The organism is Flexivirga caeni, from assembly GCF_003724155.1.
GTDB classification, from domain to species: Bacteria; Actinomycetota; Actinomycetes; order Actinomycetales; family Dermatophilaceae; genus Flexivirga; species Flexivirga caeni.
The window spans coordinates 202,990-218,302 of record NZ_RJJQ01000003.1; the positions used below are offsets into that span (position 1 = coordinate 202,990).

Below are 15,313 nucleotides of genomic sequence, written 5' to 3' on the forward strand. Positions count from 1 at the left end.
TCTCCTTAGGACGTGAACCGTGATGCGCCGGTGGGCGCTTCGACGGGACTCATACCCCGCGGTTGCTGCTGCTAATCACGACGCCGTGTAAGCGCTCAGGTGACCCACGTGTGCGGCGCCGGCGTGCAGCCGGTCCACGACCTCGTCGATGGTGCCTTGACGCGAACGCAGCCACCGGCCGGCGCCCCAGATGACCGAGCCGGCCAGGCGTTGCCGGACGACCTCGGGGACAACTTCGAGTTCCTCGCTGGAGAGGTCCAGCATCGTCGTGAACTGCTGCATCAGCGTCCGGATGCTGGCTCGACCCTCGGCCGTGGCCGGATCGCCGCCGAGCGACAGCAGCGCTGTGCCGACGTCGCTGATGCGCGCGTCCCAGCCGGCGATTTCGAAGTCGAGCAGGCCAGTGATCCGGGCACCGTCGGTCAGCGCGTTCGAACGTCCGATGTCGCCGTGGACGATCTGCTGGGGGAGCGCCCGCAAGGCACACGAGACATCGTCCTCGCGGGCAAGAGTTTCGCGCAACCAGCGAACGTCCGCGCCATACCTGCTCAGCCGGCCCAGCACGTCGTCCAGGTCGTCCACGCCGCCGTGTATGTCGCGCAACCGGGTCTCCATCCAGTCACTCGGTGCCAGTTGCTGGGGCGCTTCGGCAAGGGCCCGCAACAGGGTCGTGAATCCAGTTGCAGTTAAGAGTGCTTCGCGGTCTGAGTCATCTGGGTTCCGCCCGTGGATCAGCGTCTGCAACGCCACCGCACGGCCATCCGTAAGGGTCAGCACAGTGGTGCCGTCCAGGGTGCGTAGCGGGCGTGGAAGCTGAAAGGGCAACTCGCGCGCATTCAGCCACTCCAGCAGCAGGTGCTCGGTCCGCACCTGCTCCACCGAGAGATTGTCGTAGCGTCGCCAGACGAAACGGCCGGTGCGCACATCGATGATCCGGACATCGTTGTTGGTGCCTCGGGCGGGACGCCGTGCCTGGGCGTCGGACGCGTCCACGCCCCACGGCGAGAGGTCTGGCATGTGCACTTGCATACTGAGCAGCGTTGTTGGTGTCTCCCGGCACCGGCAACCGGATTTCGTCGCGGAACCAGCCGGCCGCGGGAAGCGCTGTCGCCGGTGTGGACGACTGGTGACCGTCCGGCAGCGGGTCTGGTCGGAGGGCATGCCTCGCATCGAGGCGCAGCTGCATGCGCAGGAGTTGGTTCGTTCATCTATGCGCTCGCTGCAGGCTCGCCCGCAGGCGCTGCACCGCACGACCTGACCACGCTGATCGATCAGGGCTCGGTGACCGTGCAACCTGGCTCGCTGCCGCGATAGACCGCGAGGTCCGTGACCCGAAGTGCGTTTACCAGGCACATGCCGACGTCTCGCTCCGTGCCCTCTGGGAGACGTTGCGTATCCCCGACCTCGCCTGACGATCGAGCCCCGCGTGCGCCGCTTTCCCTCAATCAAACCAAGGACGAGTCAATGTGCCCCTATCGTCGGGTACGTTGACTCGGTCTGCCGGGCGGACCCCGGCGGCCCTCCTCGCTAGATGGCGGGTTGCCGGAATGTAACCAACGCAACCTTAAAGATTCGTTGAAGATAACTTCCATACCGCGTGCACAGAGACCACAACCAAGCTACGGCACGGCGAGAGCTAAGAGCGGAGCAAAGCCATGCAACACCAAGTGACTGCAGCCGACACTGCGGCAGCAGTCGGCAGCGGCGACGTGCCCGTGCTGGCGACGCCGCGGCTGATCGCCTGGCTCGAGGCCGCCACCGTCGCCGCCGCCGCGCCGCACCTGAAGCCTGGACAGACGACAGTCGGGATCTCGATTCGGATCGATCACACCAGACCAAGCGCGGTGGGCACCTTGGTGAGGACCATCGCGGAGGCGCACCCGCACGATTCGGGTCGCCGAATCTCGTTCTCTGTCAATGCAGTTGACGACACCGGGCAGACCATTGGCAATGGTGAGATCATCCGTGCGATCGTGGACAGGGACCGCTTCGTATCCTCGATCCGCGCTTGACCTCAGGTCGCGACCAGCAGCATTTGCGGGCTGGCCGTCTTCGGTCGCACCCGGAGCCAGGCGAGCGGGGTTTCAACTGCGGCCGAGGCGGTCCGGCGACCTCGATGAGCTAACGGTCGCGTGCACCCGCCGGGCTGGCGCCGTGGGCACAGAGCCGCCCACGCGGCGCGTGCCGTCGTCAGGTTTCCGGACTACTCGCGAGGTCATCGCCGGGTCAATGGCCGTCGACCTGGTCAGCCGCCCAGACCGGCGAGGAACTGCACGGACGGCACGAAGAAGGTCGAACCGGTGACCGGAGTCGAGTAGTCCAGGATCCGGTCGTGCAGCGGTGGCGGCGCCCCGATGAACATGCGCTCGAGCATCTTCTCCATCACCCACAGATGCCGGGAGTAGCCGATGAAGTAGGTGCCGTACTTGCCCTTGCCCGGGACGGCGAACGGCATGTTGTCCCGGATGATGTCGTGCTCACCGTCCTCGTCGGTGATGGTGCACAGCGTCTTGTGAGCCTTCTGCTGGTCGGCACCGGCGTCCGGGAGTTCGAGATTGTCGAACTTGGTCCGGCCGATGACGGCTTCCTGCGTCTCGGTCGGCTGACTGCGCCAGTCGGTGAGGTTGTGCAGGTACTTCTGGGTGACCGCGTAGCTGCCGCCGGCGTATGCCGGGTCCTCCGCTCCGACGATGGTGTTCTGCTCGGCTTCCGCTCCGCTGGCGTTCGCCGTCCCGTCGACGAACTCGAGCAGGTCGCGAGTGTCGAAGTAGCGGAACCCGGCGACGTCGTCGGCCGCCGTGACGGCGTCGCCGAATGCCTCCAGCAGCAGCTTCTCGAACTCCACGATGAGACCCAGGTTGTCGGCGCGCAGATGGAACAGCAAATCGCCGGGCGTCGCGACGGCGGTGTGTTTGGCACCCTTGATCTCGGTGAACGGCTTGAGTTCCTTGGGCGCCGGCTTCCCTGTGAGGTCGATCCACACGCGGTGCCCGATACCGACGTTGCAGCTGAAGAAGTTCTCGGCCGACCGGATCCGCACGTCTTTGATCAAGTCGCCGGTGCCGGCGACGACGGAGCGCACCCTGCTCATTGCCTCGTCGCCGTCCTTGATCACCAACACGAGGAAGGCAGCGGACTGGGTCAACGGCTTGGCAACGTCCTGCGGCTGCGGGGCGGGGGCTGCATCACTCATGAGCGGCAGCGTAGCTCCGCGGAATCCACCGGGACCCTGCTCGAATCGCGCGGCGGGCTCGATGTTGTCAGAAGAACCAGTGGCTGTTGTCCGGGTCGTCAAACGTACGGCGAACGGCTGCGTCGAGCACGCATGAACGGGTACGGAGCATGGGGCAGCACGACGGCGTGCCGACCGACATCGAACACGATGCGGTCTCGTCGGCGCTCACCAGGCCGACGATGGCCCCTCCGCAATGTCCTGAGCGCGCAGATCGTCGGCACTGACCCCAAGACCCGCCGGCCGCCGTACACGCCCCGGTAGCGATCATCCGGCTCGTAGAAGGTGGCGTTGAACTGTCGGGCGACCGCACCTCTTGTGGCACCGGATGACCGTCGGGGTGGAGACGACGGGTGAGATGAATGGCACGCACCATCTCGGTCACTTGTCGGGCAGGACAGGTGTGGCTGTTCAGCTGGACATGGATCCGCCTCGAATGTGATGCGGTCCCGCGGATGTGGCTAGCGTCCGGACTCAGTTGACTCACCACGGAGGGCCGATGTGATCGCGCAGGTCTGGTTCATCTCGGGATGTTGCTGGTCGTGGTCCTCGCGCGCGGGCTCGGACAACGGACCGGAATACCGTTCACCATCCTGCTCACTCTGATCGGCATCGCCTACGCATTCGTGCCCGGCCCCCAAGCTGACGCTGGAGCCGGACGTAGTGCTGCTGCTCGCGCTCCCACCGCTGCTCTGCAGCACCGACCTACCAAGTGGCCGTGACCGCCGCATTGACCGGCACGTTCTCCTGGATGACGACAACCGGACGGTTCGCGCTCACCACCGCCGGCGGACTTCCAGTGGGCGCCGGAGTGGCGTTCTTGATCCAGCGTGTGCGGCCCTGGCTACGAGACCCGCTGACCGCAGATGCCGTGTCACTCGCAGCGCCTTTCGCGACCTACCTGCTGGCCGAAAAGATCCACGGTTCAGGGGTGCTCGCCGTGGTCACCGCCGGGCTCGTCATCGGCCACAACGCCGGCCGTGAAGAAACGGGTGCCGCGCGGCTGCAGACTGGCGCGGTCTGGCAACTGGTCGAATTCATCCTCGAGGGCTTCGTCTTCCTCCTGATCGGACAGCAACTGCCCGACGTCCTGCGCGCACTGCGGCCGGTGCCGGTCGGCACCTTGGTGACCGCCACGATCATTACCGTCGGCGTCCATTACCGTCGGCGTCGTGCTCGTGGTGCGTCCGTTCTGGCTGGCCGCCACACAGCTCGTCCCCAGCTGGCTCCACGCCCGGCTGGCAGCCATCGACGCCGCGAACGGCGCGGTCACCGACCTGCTTGCGCGACGAGATCGGTCCCGAGCTGGCCTCCACCCTGCACGCGGGACTGGCGGCGCGGGCAGATCGCTTCCACGCGCGTCGGGCCGCACTGGAGGTCGTCGAAGATGGCCAGATCACCTGGTCCGAGGACTACCAGGCGACCCTGCGGGCGCGTCGCGCTGTCATCGATACTGAGCGCAGCGGGCGCGACAGTGGCCAGCTGTCCGATGCGAGCTGGCGCTCGCTGCGGCGAGAGCTGGACCATGAAGAACGCACCGTGCTCTCACAATGAACGCAACCCGACGAACACGTGGAAACATGGGGGACCCCGCAGGGACCCGGCGACGTTCGTCGTCAGCTATCGAGAGGGCCGACCCCGGTGACCGACGCACGACCAGCGCTCACTCAACTCGCCGCGTGGGCGGAGCATCGGTTGTCCGAACTCCGGGATCGGGCTTATGACGCGATCCTCGACCGTATGACGATGTACCGCTCCGACGATGTCGTCCCGTCCACCGATCTGCGCGCCTCGGTGGAGCGGAACTTGCGCTTCATGCTCACGGCGCTGGCCGACCCGCAGACACCGCTGGATCTCACGACACCGAGCGAAACCGGAAGCAGGCGGGCGCAGCAGGGCGCGCCACTGCCCGAAGTGATCCGCGCCTATCGCATCGGTTTCGCCACGCTCTGGGAAGCCCTCGTCGAGCACGCGCGCAGTGAGGGGTCCGCCGCCATGCAGAGTCAGCTGCTGGACGCGGTCAACGAACTCTGGCTGATCACCGACGAGCACGCGCTCGCGCTGACCGAGTCGTACCGCTCCACGACCGCGAAAATGCTTGTCGCGCAACAACGCCGACGCTCAGCGCTGGTTGAGGCACTGTTGTCGGGAAAGCCGGAACAACATGTCGCTCCTTGGGAGGCTGCCCGGTTGCTGGGCTTCGCACCCGACGCCGAGCTCGCGGTGGTGGCTGCGGAGACACGAGGCGTCGTCCAGGAGAGCCTGATCGGCATCGAGGAGAGCCTCGCGGCGATCGGAGTCGCCTCCGCCTGGCGCTTGTCTCCCGCACTGCAGCTCGGAGTCGTCTCACTGCGTCCCGCACAACGGGCGAACATGCTGTCGGTCCTCGCCGATCACGTGAGCACGCGCACCGGGGTGAGCCCGCTTTTCGGCTCCCTGTCGGACACTCCACGAGGATTGCACCTGGCGCGGGTCGCACTCGCCGAGATCACGCCCGGTGAGGTGGAGGTTCGGATGTTCGATGCCAGCCCGCTGGCTGCTCTGATGGCGTGCGAACCCTCCGAGGGAAGACGACTCGTCGGCGAGGTGCTGGGTCCGGTCTTCGGCCTACCGGTGGAAGACCGGGCCATTCTGCTGGAGACGCTTCTCGCGTATCTCAATCACGGGGGCTCGGCTGAGCGAGCCGCGAAAATCCTCTACTGCCACCCGAACACCGTGCGTTATCGCCTGCGCCGCCTGCACGATCTCACCGGCCGCTCGTTGTCCGATCCCAATGCCGTGGCCGAGTTGGCGACCGCGGCCTACGCGTGGCGCTTCGAGGAGACCCGGCATTGGGCCGGTCCGTCCTGAACGTCGCCCGGCGTGCGCTCAGGTACGAGCTGGAACACCATCGAGCCGTCGTCGGTGAAGCCGGCTTCGAGCGGCAATCCCGCGGCAGCGTCGTTGGCAGCGAATCGCCAACCCTTCGTCTGCAGCCACTGCGACATCTCCCTGCTGCCGCGGTCGTACCGGCGATGCGCGACCAGGGTTCGGAAGGGCAGGCCACCGACGACGGTGGTCCGAATTTCACGGGAGACGACCCAGTTACGCTCCCGGCTCGGGACCAGCAGGACTCCCGCGGAAGCATCAAGGTCGAGAATCGCCGTGTGCCCCTCGGTCAGGTGCCGGCACAGCCAACGCTCAGCCATGTCGCCACCCGGGTTGCAGCCGGTGGGCGCCCACCGGCGCGGCTGCGAGCCGTATGTCGCTCACGACCTGGACGACCCCTGGCGCGCGCCACGCGGCGTCGACGACGCAGTCACGTTCGCGCGCCGAGGGTGTGACCCCGTGCAACATGACGACCCCGTCGGAAGAGACACCGATGGACACTTCCACGCCACTCGTGTGGGTCGTGCGTGAAACTGCTTGCAGGATGGTCGTTCTCAGTCCTTGGGGTGGTGACGTCACCGGGACGAGTTCGATGTCGTTCGTGACGCCGTACACGCCGACGGTGCCGGCCGCCAGCCGGTCCGCGACAACACGCTGGCAGTGCCACGGCACTCTCCCGGTCAGCGTTATCCAGCCGTCCTCAGCGTGCACCTCGACGGTTGACGCCCCCAGCTCGCAGTTCGTGGCGAGGGTCGCCTCGACCGTCCGCCGTAGCTCGGCGTCGGTGCGACGGCTCGTCTCGGGCAATTCGACCTCCAACGCGTCGTCCACCCTGGCGATGCCCAACACCCGACCTGCGTCAGCGCCGGCTGCCCGCTTCTGCGGGTAGCTGCCGACCGCGCCGCGCAACGTCACGACCCCATGCCGGACCGTCACCGTCACCCTCGTGTCGTCCACGCGCGGATCCCAGGCCAATTCCTCATCGACCGCGGCGCGGAGCTCATCGTCGGAAGCCACCATGACCGTGCACCGACTTCTCGGTCAGCCGGCCGCGGCCGGCTCGTGCTCTTCCTGCGCGGGCTGCGTCATGTGGTCGTCACTCCCGGATTGTCGATCCCGTCCGAGGCGACGCTAGGTGCTGTTCGGCCGCCGACACGGCTGCTGCGCCGATTGTTTGTCTCGAGTGACAGCGTGTCTTGTGTCTTCGATCAACGTTCTCCGGCGAGTCTGGGCGCACGAGCGAAACAAGCGTATTCAGTACATAGTTTGTTGATCAGAGCCGATCGCGAGCATCACATCGAGCCCCGCAAGGAGACTTCGAGCATGGGCACCCTCGACGACTGGCTGAGCACCGTGCAGGCCGAGCTGGGCATCGAGCTCGACATCCCGACCGGCGAACTGCTCGAGTTCACGAAGGTTGTCGCTCATGGCGTCGCTCGGCCGGCGGCGCCGCTGACCGCGTTCCTCGTCGGCTACGCCGCCGCGCGGGCCGGCGGTGGCCGCGCGGCCGTCGAGAACGTCTGTCTGCAGACGAAAGCCCTTGTGGCGCAACGGCCGAGGCGCGAGGTCGATGACGGCTGAGGCACGATTGCTGCACCGGTCGAACCTCGCAATGTTTTCATTTCCGAGAGTGATGAAAGGACGGCCGAAATGGGTCACCACAAGCCGAACAGCGAGCTGCGCGACGAGCGCCGAGCTCACGACGAGCGGCGCCAAGAGCTGCGCGACGACGTGTTCGCCGAGACCGAAGGCGGCGTCGACGACGTGGGCTCACAGGACGAGAGGCGCCACGAAGGCGACGAGCGTCACTGAGTGCTCAGTTGACCGCCACGACAATTCGCCGGGTCCCTGCCATCAGGAGGCGCTCCGATGACTGATCGTCCGCACGAAACCAGCCGACCTCCCCTGGCAGGTCATGCTGAACGGAGCAGTGGCTACGGACCGAACGACACCAAGAAGTTCGTCCAGCGCCCGTATCATCACCCGGCGGCGGGTTGGGGAGCAGCCACCTCGGTGGGCAAGGTGCTGGCCCGCGAGCGCGAACCCGTCCAGGGTGTCTGGGCGATGCTGCGCATGAACCACCCGACGAAGGGGTTCGACTGCCCGGGGTGCGCCTGGCCGGACGATCCGGGGGTGGCGCTCGACATCTGCGAGAACGGCATCAAACATGTCACCTGGGAGATGACGCCGAAGCGGACCACACCCGAGTTCTTCGCCGATCACACCGTTTCGCAGCTGCGGTCCTGGAGTGACTTCGCCTTGGAGGATCAAGGCCGGCTGACGCACCCGATGCGGTATGACGCCAGCACCGACCACTACCTGCCGATCGACTGGGCCGAGGCATTCGCCCTTGTCGGCGAGCACCTCCAGCGGGTGCAGCCCCACGAGGCCGCGTTCTACACCTCGGGGCGGCTCAGCAACGAAGCGACCTTCCTCTATCAACTGCTTGCTCGCGAATACGGTACGAACAACCTGCCGGACTGCTCGAACATGTGCCATGAAGCGTCCGGCCGCGCACTGCAGGCGTCTCTGGGCACGGGAGTCGGAACGGCCGATCTCGCCGATTGGGAGAAGGCCGACGCCCTCTTCGTGCTGGGAGTGAACGTCGCTTCGAATGCACCCAGGATGCTGACGACGCTCGCCGAAGCGCACCGCCGCGGCGCCAAGATCGTCCATATCAACCCGCTGGTCGAGGCCGGCGCGACGCGCACCATCGTGCCGCACGAGATGGTCGACATGGCATTGTTCAGGTCCACCCCGACCAGCACGCTGAACCTCCAGGTGCGCCCGGCGGGTGATCTCGCCCTGCTCCGGGGCATCGCGAAAGCGGTGTTCGAGGCCGCCGACGACAAGCCGGATGTCCTCGATCAGAAGTTCCTCGACCACTACACCCAGGGGTTCGCTGAGTACCGCTCTCTCGTCGAAGGGGCCGAATGGGCTGAACTGGAGCGACAATCCGGCCTTTCCAAGCCGCAGATTCTGGCTGCCGCTGACATCTACCTGAACTCCGAGCGGACGATCGTCAGCTGGTGCCTGGGCATCACCCAGCACGAGCACAGCGTCGACACGGCGCGCGAGATCGTCAACCTGTTGCTGTTGCGGGGCAACGTCGGGCGCGAGGGAGCGGGTCCCTCCCCGGTGCGCGGTCACAGCAACGTGCAGGGCAACCGCACCTGCGGGATCGATCACCGGCCCACCGACGATTTCCTGGATCGGCTCGGGGAGCATTTCCGTTTCGAGCCGCCGCGCCATCACGGCATGGACACCATTGCGACTCTGCAAGCGATGTACGAGGGACGGCTGCAGGTCTTCTTCGGGATGGGCGGAAACTTCGCCCGAGCGACGCCGGATCCGGCATACACCGAGACCGGTCTGGCCAACTGTGCGCTGACCGTCCAGGTCAGCACCAAACTGAACCGCAGCCACCTGGCGCACGGCCGGGATGCGCTGATCCTGCCCTGCCTCGGACGCACCGAGCGCGACCTACAGGAGACAGGGCAGCAGTCGGTGAGCTGCGAGGACTCGATGAGCTCGGTGCAACTGTCCAAGGGCAGCAGGCAGCCGGCCGCGCCACAGCTGATGTCCGAGGCTGCGATCGTCGCAGGCATCGCCCGGGCCGCTCTGCCGCAGAGCAAGACCCGTTGGGACTGGTATGTCGCGGACTACGACCGCGTGCGCGATGCGATGGCGCAAGTGATCCCACGACTCGCCGGGTACAACCAGAAGGTTCGCCAGCCGATGGGATTTCGGGTCCAGCAACCCGCGCGTGATCGGGTCTTTCTCACCGCGAGTGGCCGCGCGGAGTTCTGTCTTGCACCTCTCCACAACGAGGTGCCCGATGACCCCGACGTCCTCGTACTGCAGACGTTCCGATCGCAGGACCAGTGGAACACCACCATTTACAGCGACAATGACCGCTATCGCGGGATCAAGAACCTGCGCACCCTCGTCTTCCTCAACGAGCAGGACATGAAGTGTCGCCGTATCGATGAAGGTGACCTTCTCTCGATCGAGGCACTCTCGAAGGACGGCACGCGACGACAGCTGCGCGGCTTTCGTGCGGTGAAGTACGACCTCCCCGAAGGGAGCTGCGCGGGCTACATGCCGGAGATGAACGCGCTGATCGGGCCCGCCGACTTCAGCGCTCAAAGCGACCAGCCGCTGATGAAGAACCTCAAGGTGCTCGTCGCTCGGCTATAAGAGGTCGCACGGGTAGGTGTCGGCGTGCCGTTGCGGTGAAGCGGGCACGGTGCCTGTTAAGAGGGTGATTTGTGAGAACAACGCTGATCGTCAGGATCTACCGTGCCCGCGGTCCCAGCTTGGCTCATTGACCCGATCTGAGGCGCGTTATGTGGGTTGGTCCTGGCGTGTCGTCTTGATGTCTAGATGCCTCCGCGGGACAGAGGTGGTTGTCGAAGACCATCTCGCCGCGGAGGCGGTTCCATGTTGCCAACCGAAGACCTGTTCGTCTACGTCTATGTCCTGGTCGATGACGCGATCGCTGCCGACTCGATCCATATCCCGACCCGGCCAGGGCCGGCACCAGCTTGTAGCGACGCCGAATTGCTCACCATCGCGCTGGTCCGCCACCTGCTGGGCCGGCGCAGCGAGGCCGGCTTCCTGGCCGAGGTCACCCGCGACTGGGCAGGGTTGTTCCCGGTGTTGCCGCACCAATCCGAGGCAAACCGGCGTATCCGCTGGCTGTGGGCGGCCTTCGAACAGCTCCGCGTGGCCCTCGCCGGCCGGCTGCCCGTGGATGACTGCGCCCAGATCGACACCTCCGCGCTGCCAGTCAAGCACCCATCCCGGGTACGCGGCCCGGACGGTTGGCTGGGGCCGAACGGGTTGCATGCCCGCTTCGGTCGCGATGCCGCGCACGGTGAGTGGTTCTACGGATTCCGGCTCGCCATCAAAACCGACCTCGGATCCAGGTTCGTGCGGGCCTGGAGCATCGTGCCTGCCGCGGTCAACGAACGCGACGTAGCCACCGACTTACTCAACGCCAACCCACCACCACGAGACCTGTTGTGCGACAAGGGCTTCAACGGCAAAGCATTCGCAGCATCCCAGGCCGAGCGCGGGACCGCAGTACTCGTCCCGCCTACCAAGAAGCAGCGCGCGAGCATGCCCCGCATCCTGCAAAAGATCATCGCCTGGAGGCCTACCGATTTTGTAGACACTTGAATTATGCTGCGCGATCACCCTTACTGTCAAATTCTGTCTCATATTCTGACGGGGTCAGGTATGAGAGTTCTTGTTGAATTCGGGCGCGATTGTAGTAGACTTCGATGAAGTCGAAGGATGCGTGTTTCACGTGTTCTTCGTCGTTCCAGATGTGCAGGTTGATGAGTTCCTTCTTGTAGATCGCGTTCCAGGACTCGGCGGCGGCATTGTCGTAGCATATTCCGGTGTGGCCGACGGAGGGGATGATCCCGTTCGCGAAGCACACTTGACGGAACGCGCGCCCGGTATAAACACTTCCGCGGTCCGAGTGGAATACGACGGCGCCGGTACCGGGGCGGCGTGCGGTGATCGCCATGCGCAAGGCGTCGATGACCAGCGATTCCCGCATGTGGTCCGCGACCGCCCATCCCACCATTCTCCGGGAAAACCCGTCGATCACGGTCGCCAAGTACACCCACCCGGAACGCGTCGAAATATACGTGATGTCGCCATACCAGATTTCGTCCTTGTGGTCCGGCACGAACCGCCGGCCGACCAGGTCGACCAGGCCCGACTGGTTCGCCCGATCCTGCCGGGTTGTGGTGGTGTACGGGCGCGGGTGCACACACTCCAGGCCTGCCGCACGCACCAGCCGGCGCACCCGCTGCGGCCCGACCCGTTCACCATGGCGGGCCAGCTCGTGCCGGATCCGGTCGATGCCGTACCGGCCCTTGTGTGCCTCATGAATACCGGTGATCAACCGGGTCAACCGGTCATCCTCAACCTCGCGCGCCGATTTCCCACGCGAGACCCACGCGTAATACCCGGCCCGGGAAACCTCCAACATGTCACACATGAAATACACCGGGAATCGTTCGTCGCGTGGTTTGCGAGCATTCTCGCCGACCATGTCGGCAATGAACGCGAATTTCACTGGTTCTGGCTCGCAAACCACGCGGCTGCTTTTTTAGGAAGTCCCGCTCCATCTTCAACCGGCGGTTCTCTTCCTGCAACCGCCGTAGTTCTTCCCGGTCCTCGGAAGTCAACGGCTGATCCTTCACCTTCCCCGATCGCTTCGCTCGATTCACCCAGTTCCCCAGCGTTCCCTCATGCACACCAAGATCACGCGCAACCTCAGCAATAGGCCGACCCGACTCCACGACCAACCCCACAGCCTCGTCCTTGTACTGCTGCGTGTACTTCTTCCGCGCTTGTCCCACGACCAACCCTTTCTGTAACAACCATAACGTCATCCAACTGATTGTCTACGGAATCGGTAGGGGTCCAGCCGAGTGGCGCAACAGGGTCGAGGCCACCTTCGGTGAGATCACCGACCGGATGGAACTGGCCCGCCACGGCGCCCACACCTTCTGGGGTCTACTCACCCGAACCGCCGCCACCATCGCCGCACACGCCATACTCCGCGCCTGCCTCACCGAACGGGCATAGGACAACCCACATAACGCGCCTGAGACCAGTTCACTGCCCTGATCCCGCCAGTCATCGACGCCCATCCGCTGGTGAGCCGGGTGTCAGTGGACGGCATCAGGGGCTTCTTCGGGCTTGCCTGCGTCGGCGCGTCGGCGTGAGTGGTGTTCGGTGTGGGTGAGCAGGATGGTGGGTACGGTGGCAGCGATGGTGATCGCGAGCACCCACAGGAACGTGGTCCCGAATCCGCTGGCCTGCCCCGTCGGGGTGGGGTGGTGGCGGAGCTGGTTGGTGAGGATGACGGTGAGCACGGCGGTGCCGATCGCGCCGCCGACGCGTTGGAGGACGTTGAGCTGCGGGGTGGCGTGGGAGATCTTGTCCGGTGGCAGGGCTTGGTAGGCGGCGGTCATCGCCGGGACGATCGACAGGCCGAACCCGACACCCCTGAGGACCATCACCAGGCATAGCAGGACGTAGGGGGTGCTGGCGGTCAGGAACACGAACGGGATCGTCGCGACCACGAGGATCGCGGCGCCCGTGAAGGAAGTGATGCCGGGGCGGTAGCGGTCCATGAACGGCACCGAGAGCAGCGCGCCGAGCCCGGTCGGGGCGACCAGCAGCCCGGCGATGATCACGTCCTGGCCGCGAACGGTCTGGAGGTAGAGGGGCATCAGGATCATCCCGCCGAAGTTCGCGGCACCGAGTGCGAGCAGGGCGATCGACGCGGCGGTGAACGACCGGTTGGCGTACAGCCGCAGGTCGAGCAAAGGCTGCCTGGTACGGAGGGCATGGGTGACGAAGCCGGCCAGGGCGACCAAACCGGCCACCAGCGCGACGATCGCACTCGTGTCCAGCCCATCCGCAATGCCGAGCTCTGCCAGGCCGTAGGTGATTCCCACGGTCGCGGCGGAGGCCAGGATCAGGCCGATCATGTCCAGCCGACCCGCATCGCCTGCGCGACCTCGGGGCAGGAGCCGCAGGGCGAGCACGATACCGGCGACGCCGAAGGGGACGTTGAGCCAGAAGATCGCGCGCCAGTCGATGCCTTGGATGAGCAGACCGCCGATGACCGGCCCCAGCGTCGGGGCGAAGAGGATCGGGATCGACATCACACTCATCACGCGGCCCATCTGCGCCTTGGTGGACTGCGCCGTCCAGAGGATCGTGCCGACCGGCATGATCGCCCCGCCACCGAAGCCTTGCAGGGCTCGGGAGGCGATCAGCATCCCGACGCTCTGCGAGCACGCGCACAGCACCGACCCGAGGGTGAAGACCGCCAGCGCGGCGACATACACCTGCGTGGCGCCGAACCGGCGGGCCGCCCATCCGGTGACGGGGATGACCGCCGCGAGCGCGAGCAGGTAGGCAGTCACCACCCATTGAACCGTTCCCAGTCCAGCGTGCAGGTCGACCGATAGGGTGTGCAGGGCGACGTTGACGATCGTCGAGTCCAGAAAGGACAGCGACGCGCCGATCATCACCACTCCCACCGACCGGCGCAGGGCCGGCGAGAACGGCTCGTCTGCGGCCTTGATTGTCACGTCGGTCATCAGCTGCGCACTCCTCAAGTTCGGTCACGTTAGGCACACCTAAAATTAGGGACACTCGGCTCGGCCTGCTTCCGGTAGAGTGCCAAGTGATGCCGGAAAAGAGCCATATCTTGGAAGACGTGCTGGAGATGGGCAGCCTGCCGCTCCTGCACGGCGACCGCATCCCACTTCACCGCCATCGCCAGGGGCATCTCGTCTACCCCGCTACCGGGGTGCTGTCGGTCACGACCACGCAAGGCACCTGGATCGCTCCTGCGACCCGGCTGGTCTGGACGCCGGGCGGCTTCGAGCACCATCACCGCGCCTACGGGTACACCGACATGCGCGTCGTGTTCCTCCCGGCCAGCCTCGCCGCCCAGCTGCCCGACCGCCCCGCAGTCTTCGCCGTCTCAGCCCTCCTCCGCGAGGCCATGCTCTCGCTGACCAATGACACCGACACATCCCGACCGCAGGCAGCTCGCGACCGGCTGCAAGCCGTCATCATCGACGAACTCGCACCCGTCTGCGAAGAACCGTTGCACCTCCCCGAGCCGCGCGATGACCGGCTCAGCGCGCTGAGCGCCATCCTGCACACCGACCCGGCCAACAACGCCACGCTGACCGAACTCGGCACCCAGGTCGGTGCCAGCAAACGAACCCTGAACCGTCTCTTTCACGATCAGCTCGGCATGAGCTTCCGGCAATGGCGCACCCAACTGCGCCTCCATCACGCCCTCACCCTCCTCGCCGCCGGACACACGGTCACCAACACCGCCGCCGCCTGCGGCTGGGCCAACCCGACCAGCTTCATCGAGGCCTTCAGCGCCACACTCGGCACAACCCCCGCCCACTTCCGCCGCGACCCCGCCGCCAACCCGACGACGACTCCGCCACCGCGAACAGGCAGCCCGGCCCCGCCCACAAACCACAACGAGCCGCCACGCCTCTACCACGGTCACGACATCGACATCATCAACGAGCAGCCAGGAACGGTGCCCCCGGCGCTCCTGCGCTGGACCCCTTCCGCAACTCCCTGACGATCCGCGACCCTCGTCCTGCCTGGGCGTCGGACGCGTCCACGCCCCACGGCGAG

The 15,313-nt window shown here is 65.9% G+C and carries 15 protein-coding genes and 1 pseudogene; 9 read left to right on the top strand and 7 right to left on the bottom strand.

Features of this window, described 5'->3' with window-relative positions; genetic code table 11:
* Positions 1–75: 75 nt before the first annotated feature.
* The gene (locus EFY87_RS05295; RefSeq protein ID WP_158607515.1) at positions 76–1,017 is read right to left on the bottom strand and encodes a phosphotransferase; all 942 of its coding nucleotides are present in this window, start codon (positions 1,015–1,017) and stop codon (positions 76–78) included.
* 638 nt (positions 1,018–1,655) lie between these two features.
* Between EFY87_RS05295 and EFY87_RS05300 the strand changes: the two genes are divergently transcribed.
* A complete protein-coding gene (locus tag EFY87_RS05300) occupies positions 1,656–2,012 on the top strand; it encodes a thioesterase family protein (protein ID WP_123270417.1) in 357 nt (118 codons plus the stop codon).
* Between the two features lie 233 nt (positions 2,013–2,245).
* On the opposite strand, the gene EFY87_RS05305 is transcribed toward EFY87_RS05300, so the two are convergent.
* Entirely contained in the window at positions 2,246–3,193 is a 948-nt protein-coding gene (locus tag EFY87_RS05305) for a Dyp-type peroxidase (RefSeq protein ID WP_123270418.1), read from the bottom strand.
* 790 nt (positions 3,194–3,983) lie between these two features.
* Between EFY87_RS05305 and EFY87_RS21305 the strand changes: the two are divergent.
* The 3 genes and pseudogenes from EFY87_RS21305 to EFY87_RS05320 form a co-directional block, all read left to right on the top strand.
* Positions 3,984–4,316, top strand: a pseudogene (locus tag EFY87_RS21305) (cation:proton antiporter domain-containing protein); the annotation flags it as partial.
* A 197-nt stretch (positions 4,317–4,513) separates the two neighbouring features.
* Positions 4,514–4,786: a hypothetical protein gene (locus tag EFY87_RS20825; protein WP_245988456.1), complete on the top strand. Its 273-nt coding sequence runs from the start codon at positions 4,514–4,516 to the stop codon at positions 4,784–4,786.
* 87 nt (positions 4,787–4,873) lie between these two features.
* Positions 4,874–6,082: a PucR family transcriptional regulator gene (locus tag EFY87_RS05320; RefSeq protein ID WP_123270421.1), complete on the top strand. Its 1,209-nt coding sequence runs from the start codon at positions 4,874–4,876 to the stop codon at positions 6,080–6,082.
* On the opposite strand, the gene EFY87_RS05325 is transcribed toward EFY87_RS05320, so the two are convergent.
* Complete coding sequence (locus tag EFY87_RS05325) at positions 6,034–6,420, bottom strand: hypothetical protein (protein WP_123270422.1); 387 nt, start codon at positions 6,418–6,420, stop codon at positions 6,034–6,036. The two genes, EFY87_RS05320 and EFY87_RS05325, sit on opposite strands and share 49 nt — an antisense overlap.
* Positions 6,413–7,120 carry a BON domain-containing protein gene (locus EFY87_RS05330; protein ID WP_123270423.1) on the bottom strand — a complete coding sequence of 236 codons (708 nt, stop codon included), beginning with the start codon at positions 7,118–7,120 and terminating at the stop codon, positions 6,413–6,415. The genes EFY87_RS05325 and EFY87_RS05330 overlap by 8 nt, the downstream gene beginning before the upstream one ends.
* Before the next feature lie 303 nt (positions 7,121–7,423).
* Here EFY87_RS05330 and EFY87_RS05335 point away from each other — a divergent pair, with 303 nt between their 5' ends.
* From EFY87_RS05335 to EFY87_RS05345, 4 genes are all read left to right on the top strand, one after another.
* A complete protein-coding gene (locus EFY87_RS05335; RefSeq protein WP_220093514.1) occupies positions 7,424–7,681 on the top strand; it encodes a DUF6457 domain-containing protein in 258 nt (85 codons plus the stop codon).
* A 69-nt stretch (positions 7,682–7,750) separates the two neighbouring features.
* A complete protein-coding gene (locus EFY87_RS20240; RefSeq protein ID WP_158607517.1) occupies positions 7,751–7,912 on the top strand; it encodes a hypothetical protein in 162 nt (53 codons plus the stop codon).
* 57 nt (positions 7,913–7,969) lie between these two features.
* Complete coding sequence (locus EFY87_RS05340) at positions 7,970–10,300, top strand: FdhF/YdeP family oxidoreductase (protein ID WP_123270424.1); 2,331 nt, start codon at positions 7,970–7,972, stop codon at positions 10,298–10,300.
* Between the two features lie 243 nt (positions 10,301–10,543).
* Entirely contained in the window at positions 10,544–11,284 is a 741-nt protein-coding gene (locus EFY87_RS05345) for a transposase (RefSeq protein WP_158607518.1), read from the top strand.
* Position 11,285: 1 nt separating this feature from the next.
* Here the strand turns inward: EFY87_RS05345 and EFY87_RS05350 are convergent, their stop codons facing one another.
* From EFY87_RS05350 to EFY87_RS05355, 3 genes are all read right to left on the bottom strand, one after another.
* Entirely contained in the window at positions 11,286–12,197 is a 912-nt protein-coding gene (locus EFY87_RS05350) for an IS3 family transposase (RefSeq protein WP_220093515.1), read from the bottom strand.
* Complete coding sequence (locus tag EFY87_RS21310) at positions 12,112–12,516, bottom strand: transposase (RefSeq protein ID WP_220093516.1); 405 nt, start codon at positions 12,514–12,516, stop codon at positions 12,112–12,114. The genes EFY87_RS05350 and EFY87_RS21310 overlap by 86 nt, the downstream gene beginning before the upstream one ends.
* A 279-nt stretch (positions 12,517–12,795) precedes the next feature.
* Positions 12,796–14,241 carry a DHA2 family efflux MFS transporter permease subunit gene (locus tag EFY87_RS05355; RefSeq protein ID WP_123270426.1) on the bottom strand — a complete coding sequence of 482 codons (1,446 nt, stop codon included), beginning with the start codon at positions 14,239–14,241 and terminating at the stop codon, positions 12,796–12,798.
* 89 nt (positions 14,242–14,330) lie between these two features.
* On the opposite strand from EFY87_RS05355, the gene EFY87_RS05360 reads away from it, so the two are divergent.
* Complete coding sequence (locus EFY87_RS05360) at positions 14,331–15,257, top strand: AraC family transcriptional regulator (RefSeq protein ID WP_123270427.1); 927 nt, start codon at positions 14,331–14,333, stop codon at positions 15,255–15,257.
* The last annotated feature ends 56 nt before the right edge of the window (positions 15,258–15,313 follow it).

What these genes read in the sequence shown, in the direction of transcription:
- EFY87_RS05295 (WP_158607515.1), bottom strand. Translation starts at nt 1,017, where the DNA reads ATGCCAGACCTCTCGCCGTGGGGCGTGGACGCGTCCGACGCCCAGGCA.
- EFY87_RS05300 (WP_123270417.1), top strand. Translation starts at nt 1,656, where the DNA reads ATGCAACACCAAGTGACTGCAGCCGACACTGCGGCAGCAGTCGGCAGC.
- EFY87_RS05305 (WP_123270418.1), bottom strand. Translation starts at nt 3,193, where the DNA reads ATGAGTGATGCAGCCCCCGCCCCGCAGCCGCAGGACGTTGCCAAGCCG.
- EFY87_RS05325 (WP_123270422.1), bottom strand. Translation starts at nt 6,420, where the DNA reads ATGGCTGAGCGTTGGCTGTGCCGGCACCTGACCGAGGGGCACACGGCG.
- EFY87_RS05330 (WP_123270423.1), bottom strand. Translation starts at nt 7,120, where the DNA reads ATGGTGGCTTCCGACGATGAGCTCCGCGCCGCGGTCGATGAGGAATTG.
- EFY87_RS05335 (WP_220093514.1), top strand. Translation starts at nt 7,424, where the DNA reads ATGGGCACCCTCGACGACTGGCTGAGCACCGTGCAGGCCGAGCTGGGC.
- EFY87_RS20240 (WP_158607517.1), top strand. Translation starts at nt 7,751, where the DNA reads ATGGGTCACCACAAGCCGAACAGCGAGCTGCGCGACGAGCGCCGAGCT.
- EFY87_RS05340 (WP_123270424.1), top strand. Translation starts at nt 7,970, where the DNA reads ATGACTGATCGTCCGCACGAAACCAGCCGACCTCCCCTGGCAGGTCAT.
- EFY87_RS05345 (WP_158607518.1), top strand. Translation starts at nt 10,544, where the DNA reads ATGTTGCCAACCGAAGACCTGTTCGTCTACGTCTATGTCCTGGTCGAT.
- EFY87_RS21310 (WP_220093516.1), bottom strand. Translation starts at nt 12,516, where the DNA reads ATGACGTTATGGTTGTTACAGAAAGGGTTGGTCGTGGGACAAGCGCGG.
- EFY87_RS05355 (WP_123270426.1), bottom strand. Translation starts at nt 14,241, where the DNA reads ATGACCGACGTGACAATCAAGGCCGCAGACGAGCCGTTCTCGCCGGCC.
- EFY87_RS05360 (WP_123270427.1), top strand. Translation starts at nt 14,331, where the DNA reads ATGCCGGAAAAGAGCCATATCTTGGAAGACGTGCTGGAGATGGGCAGC.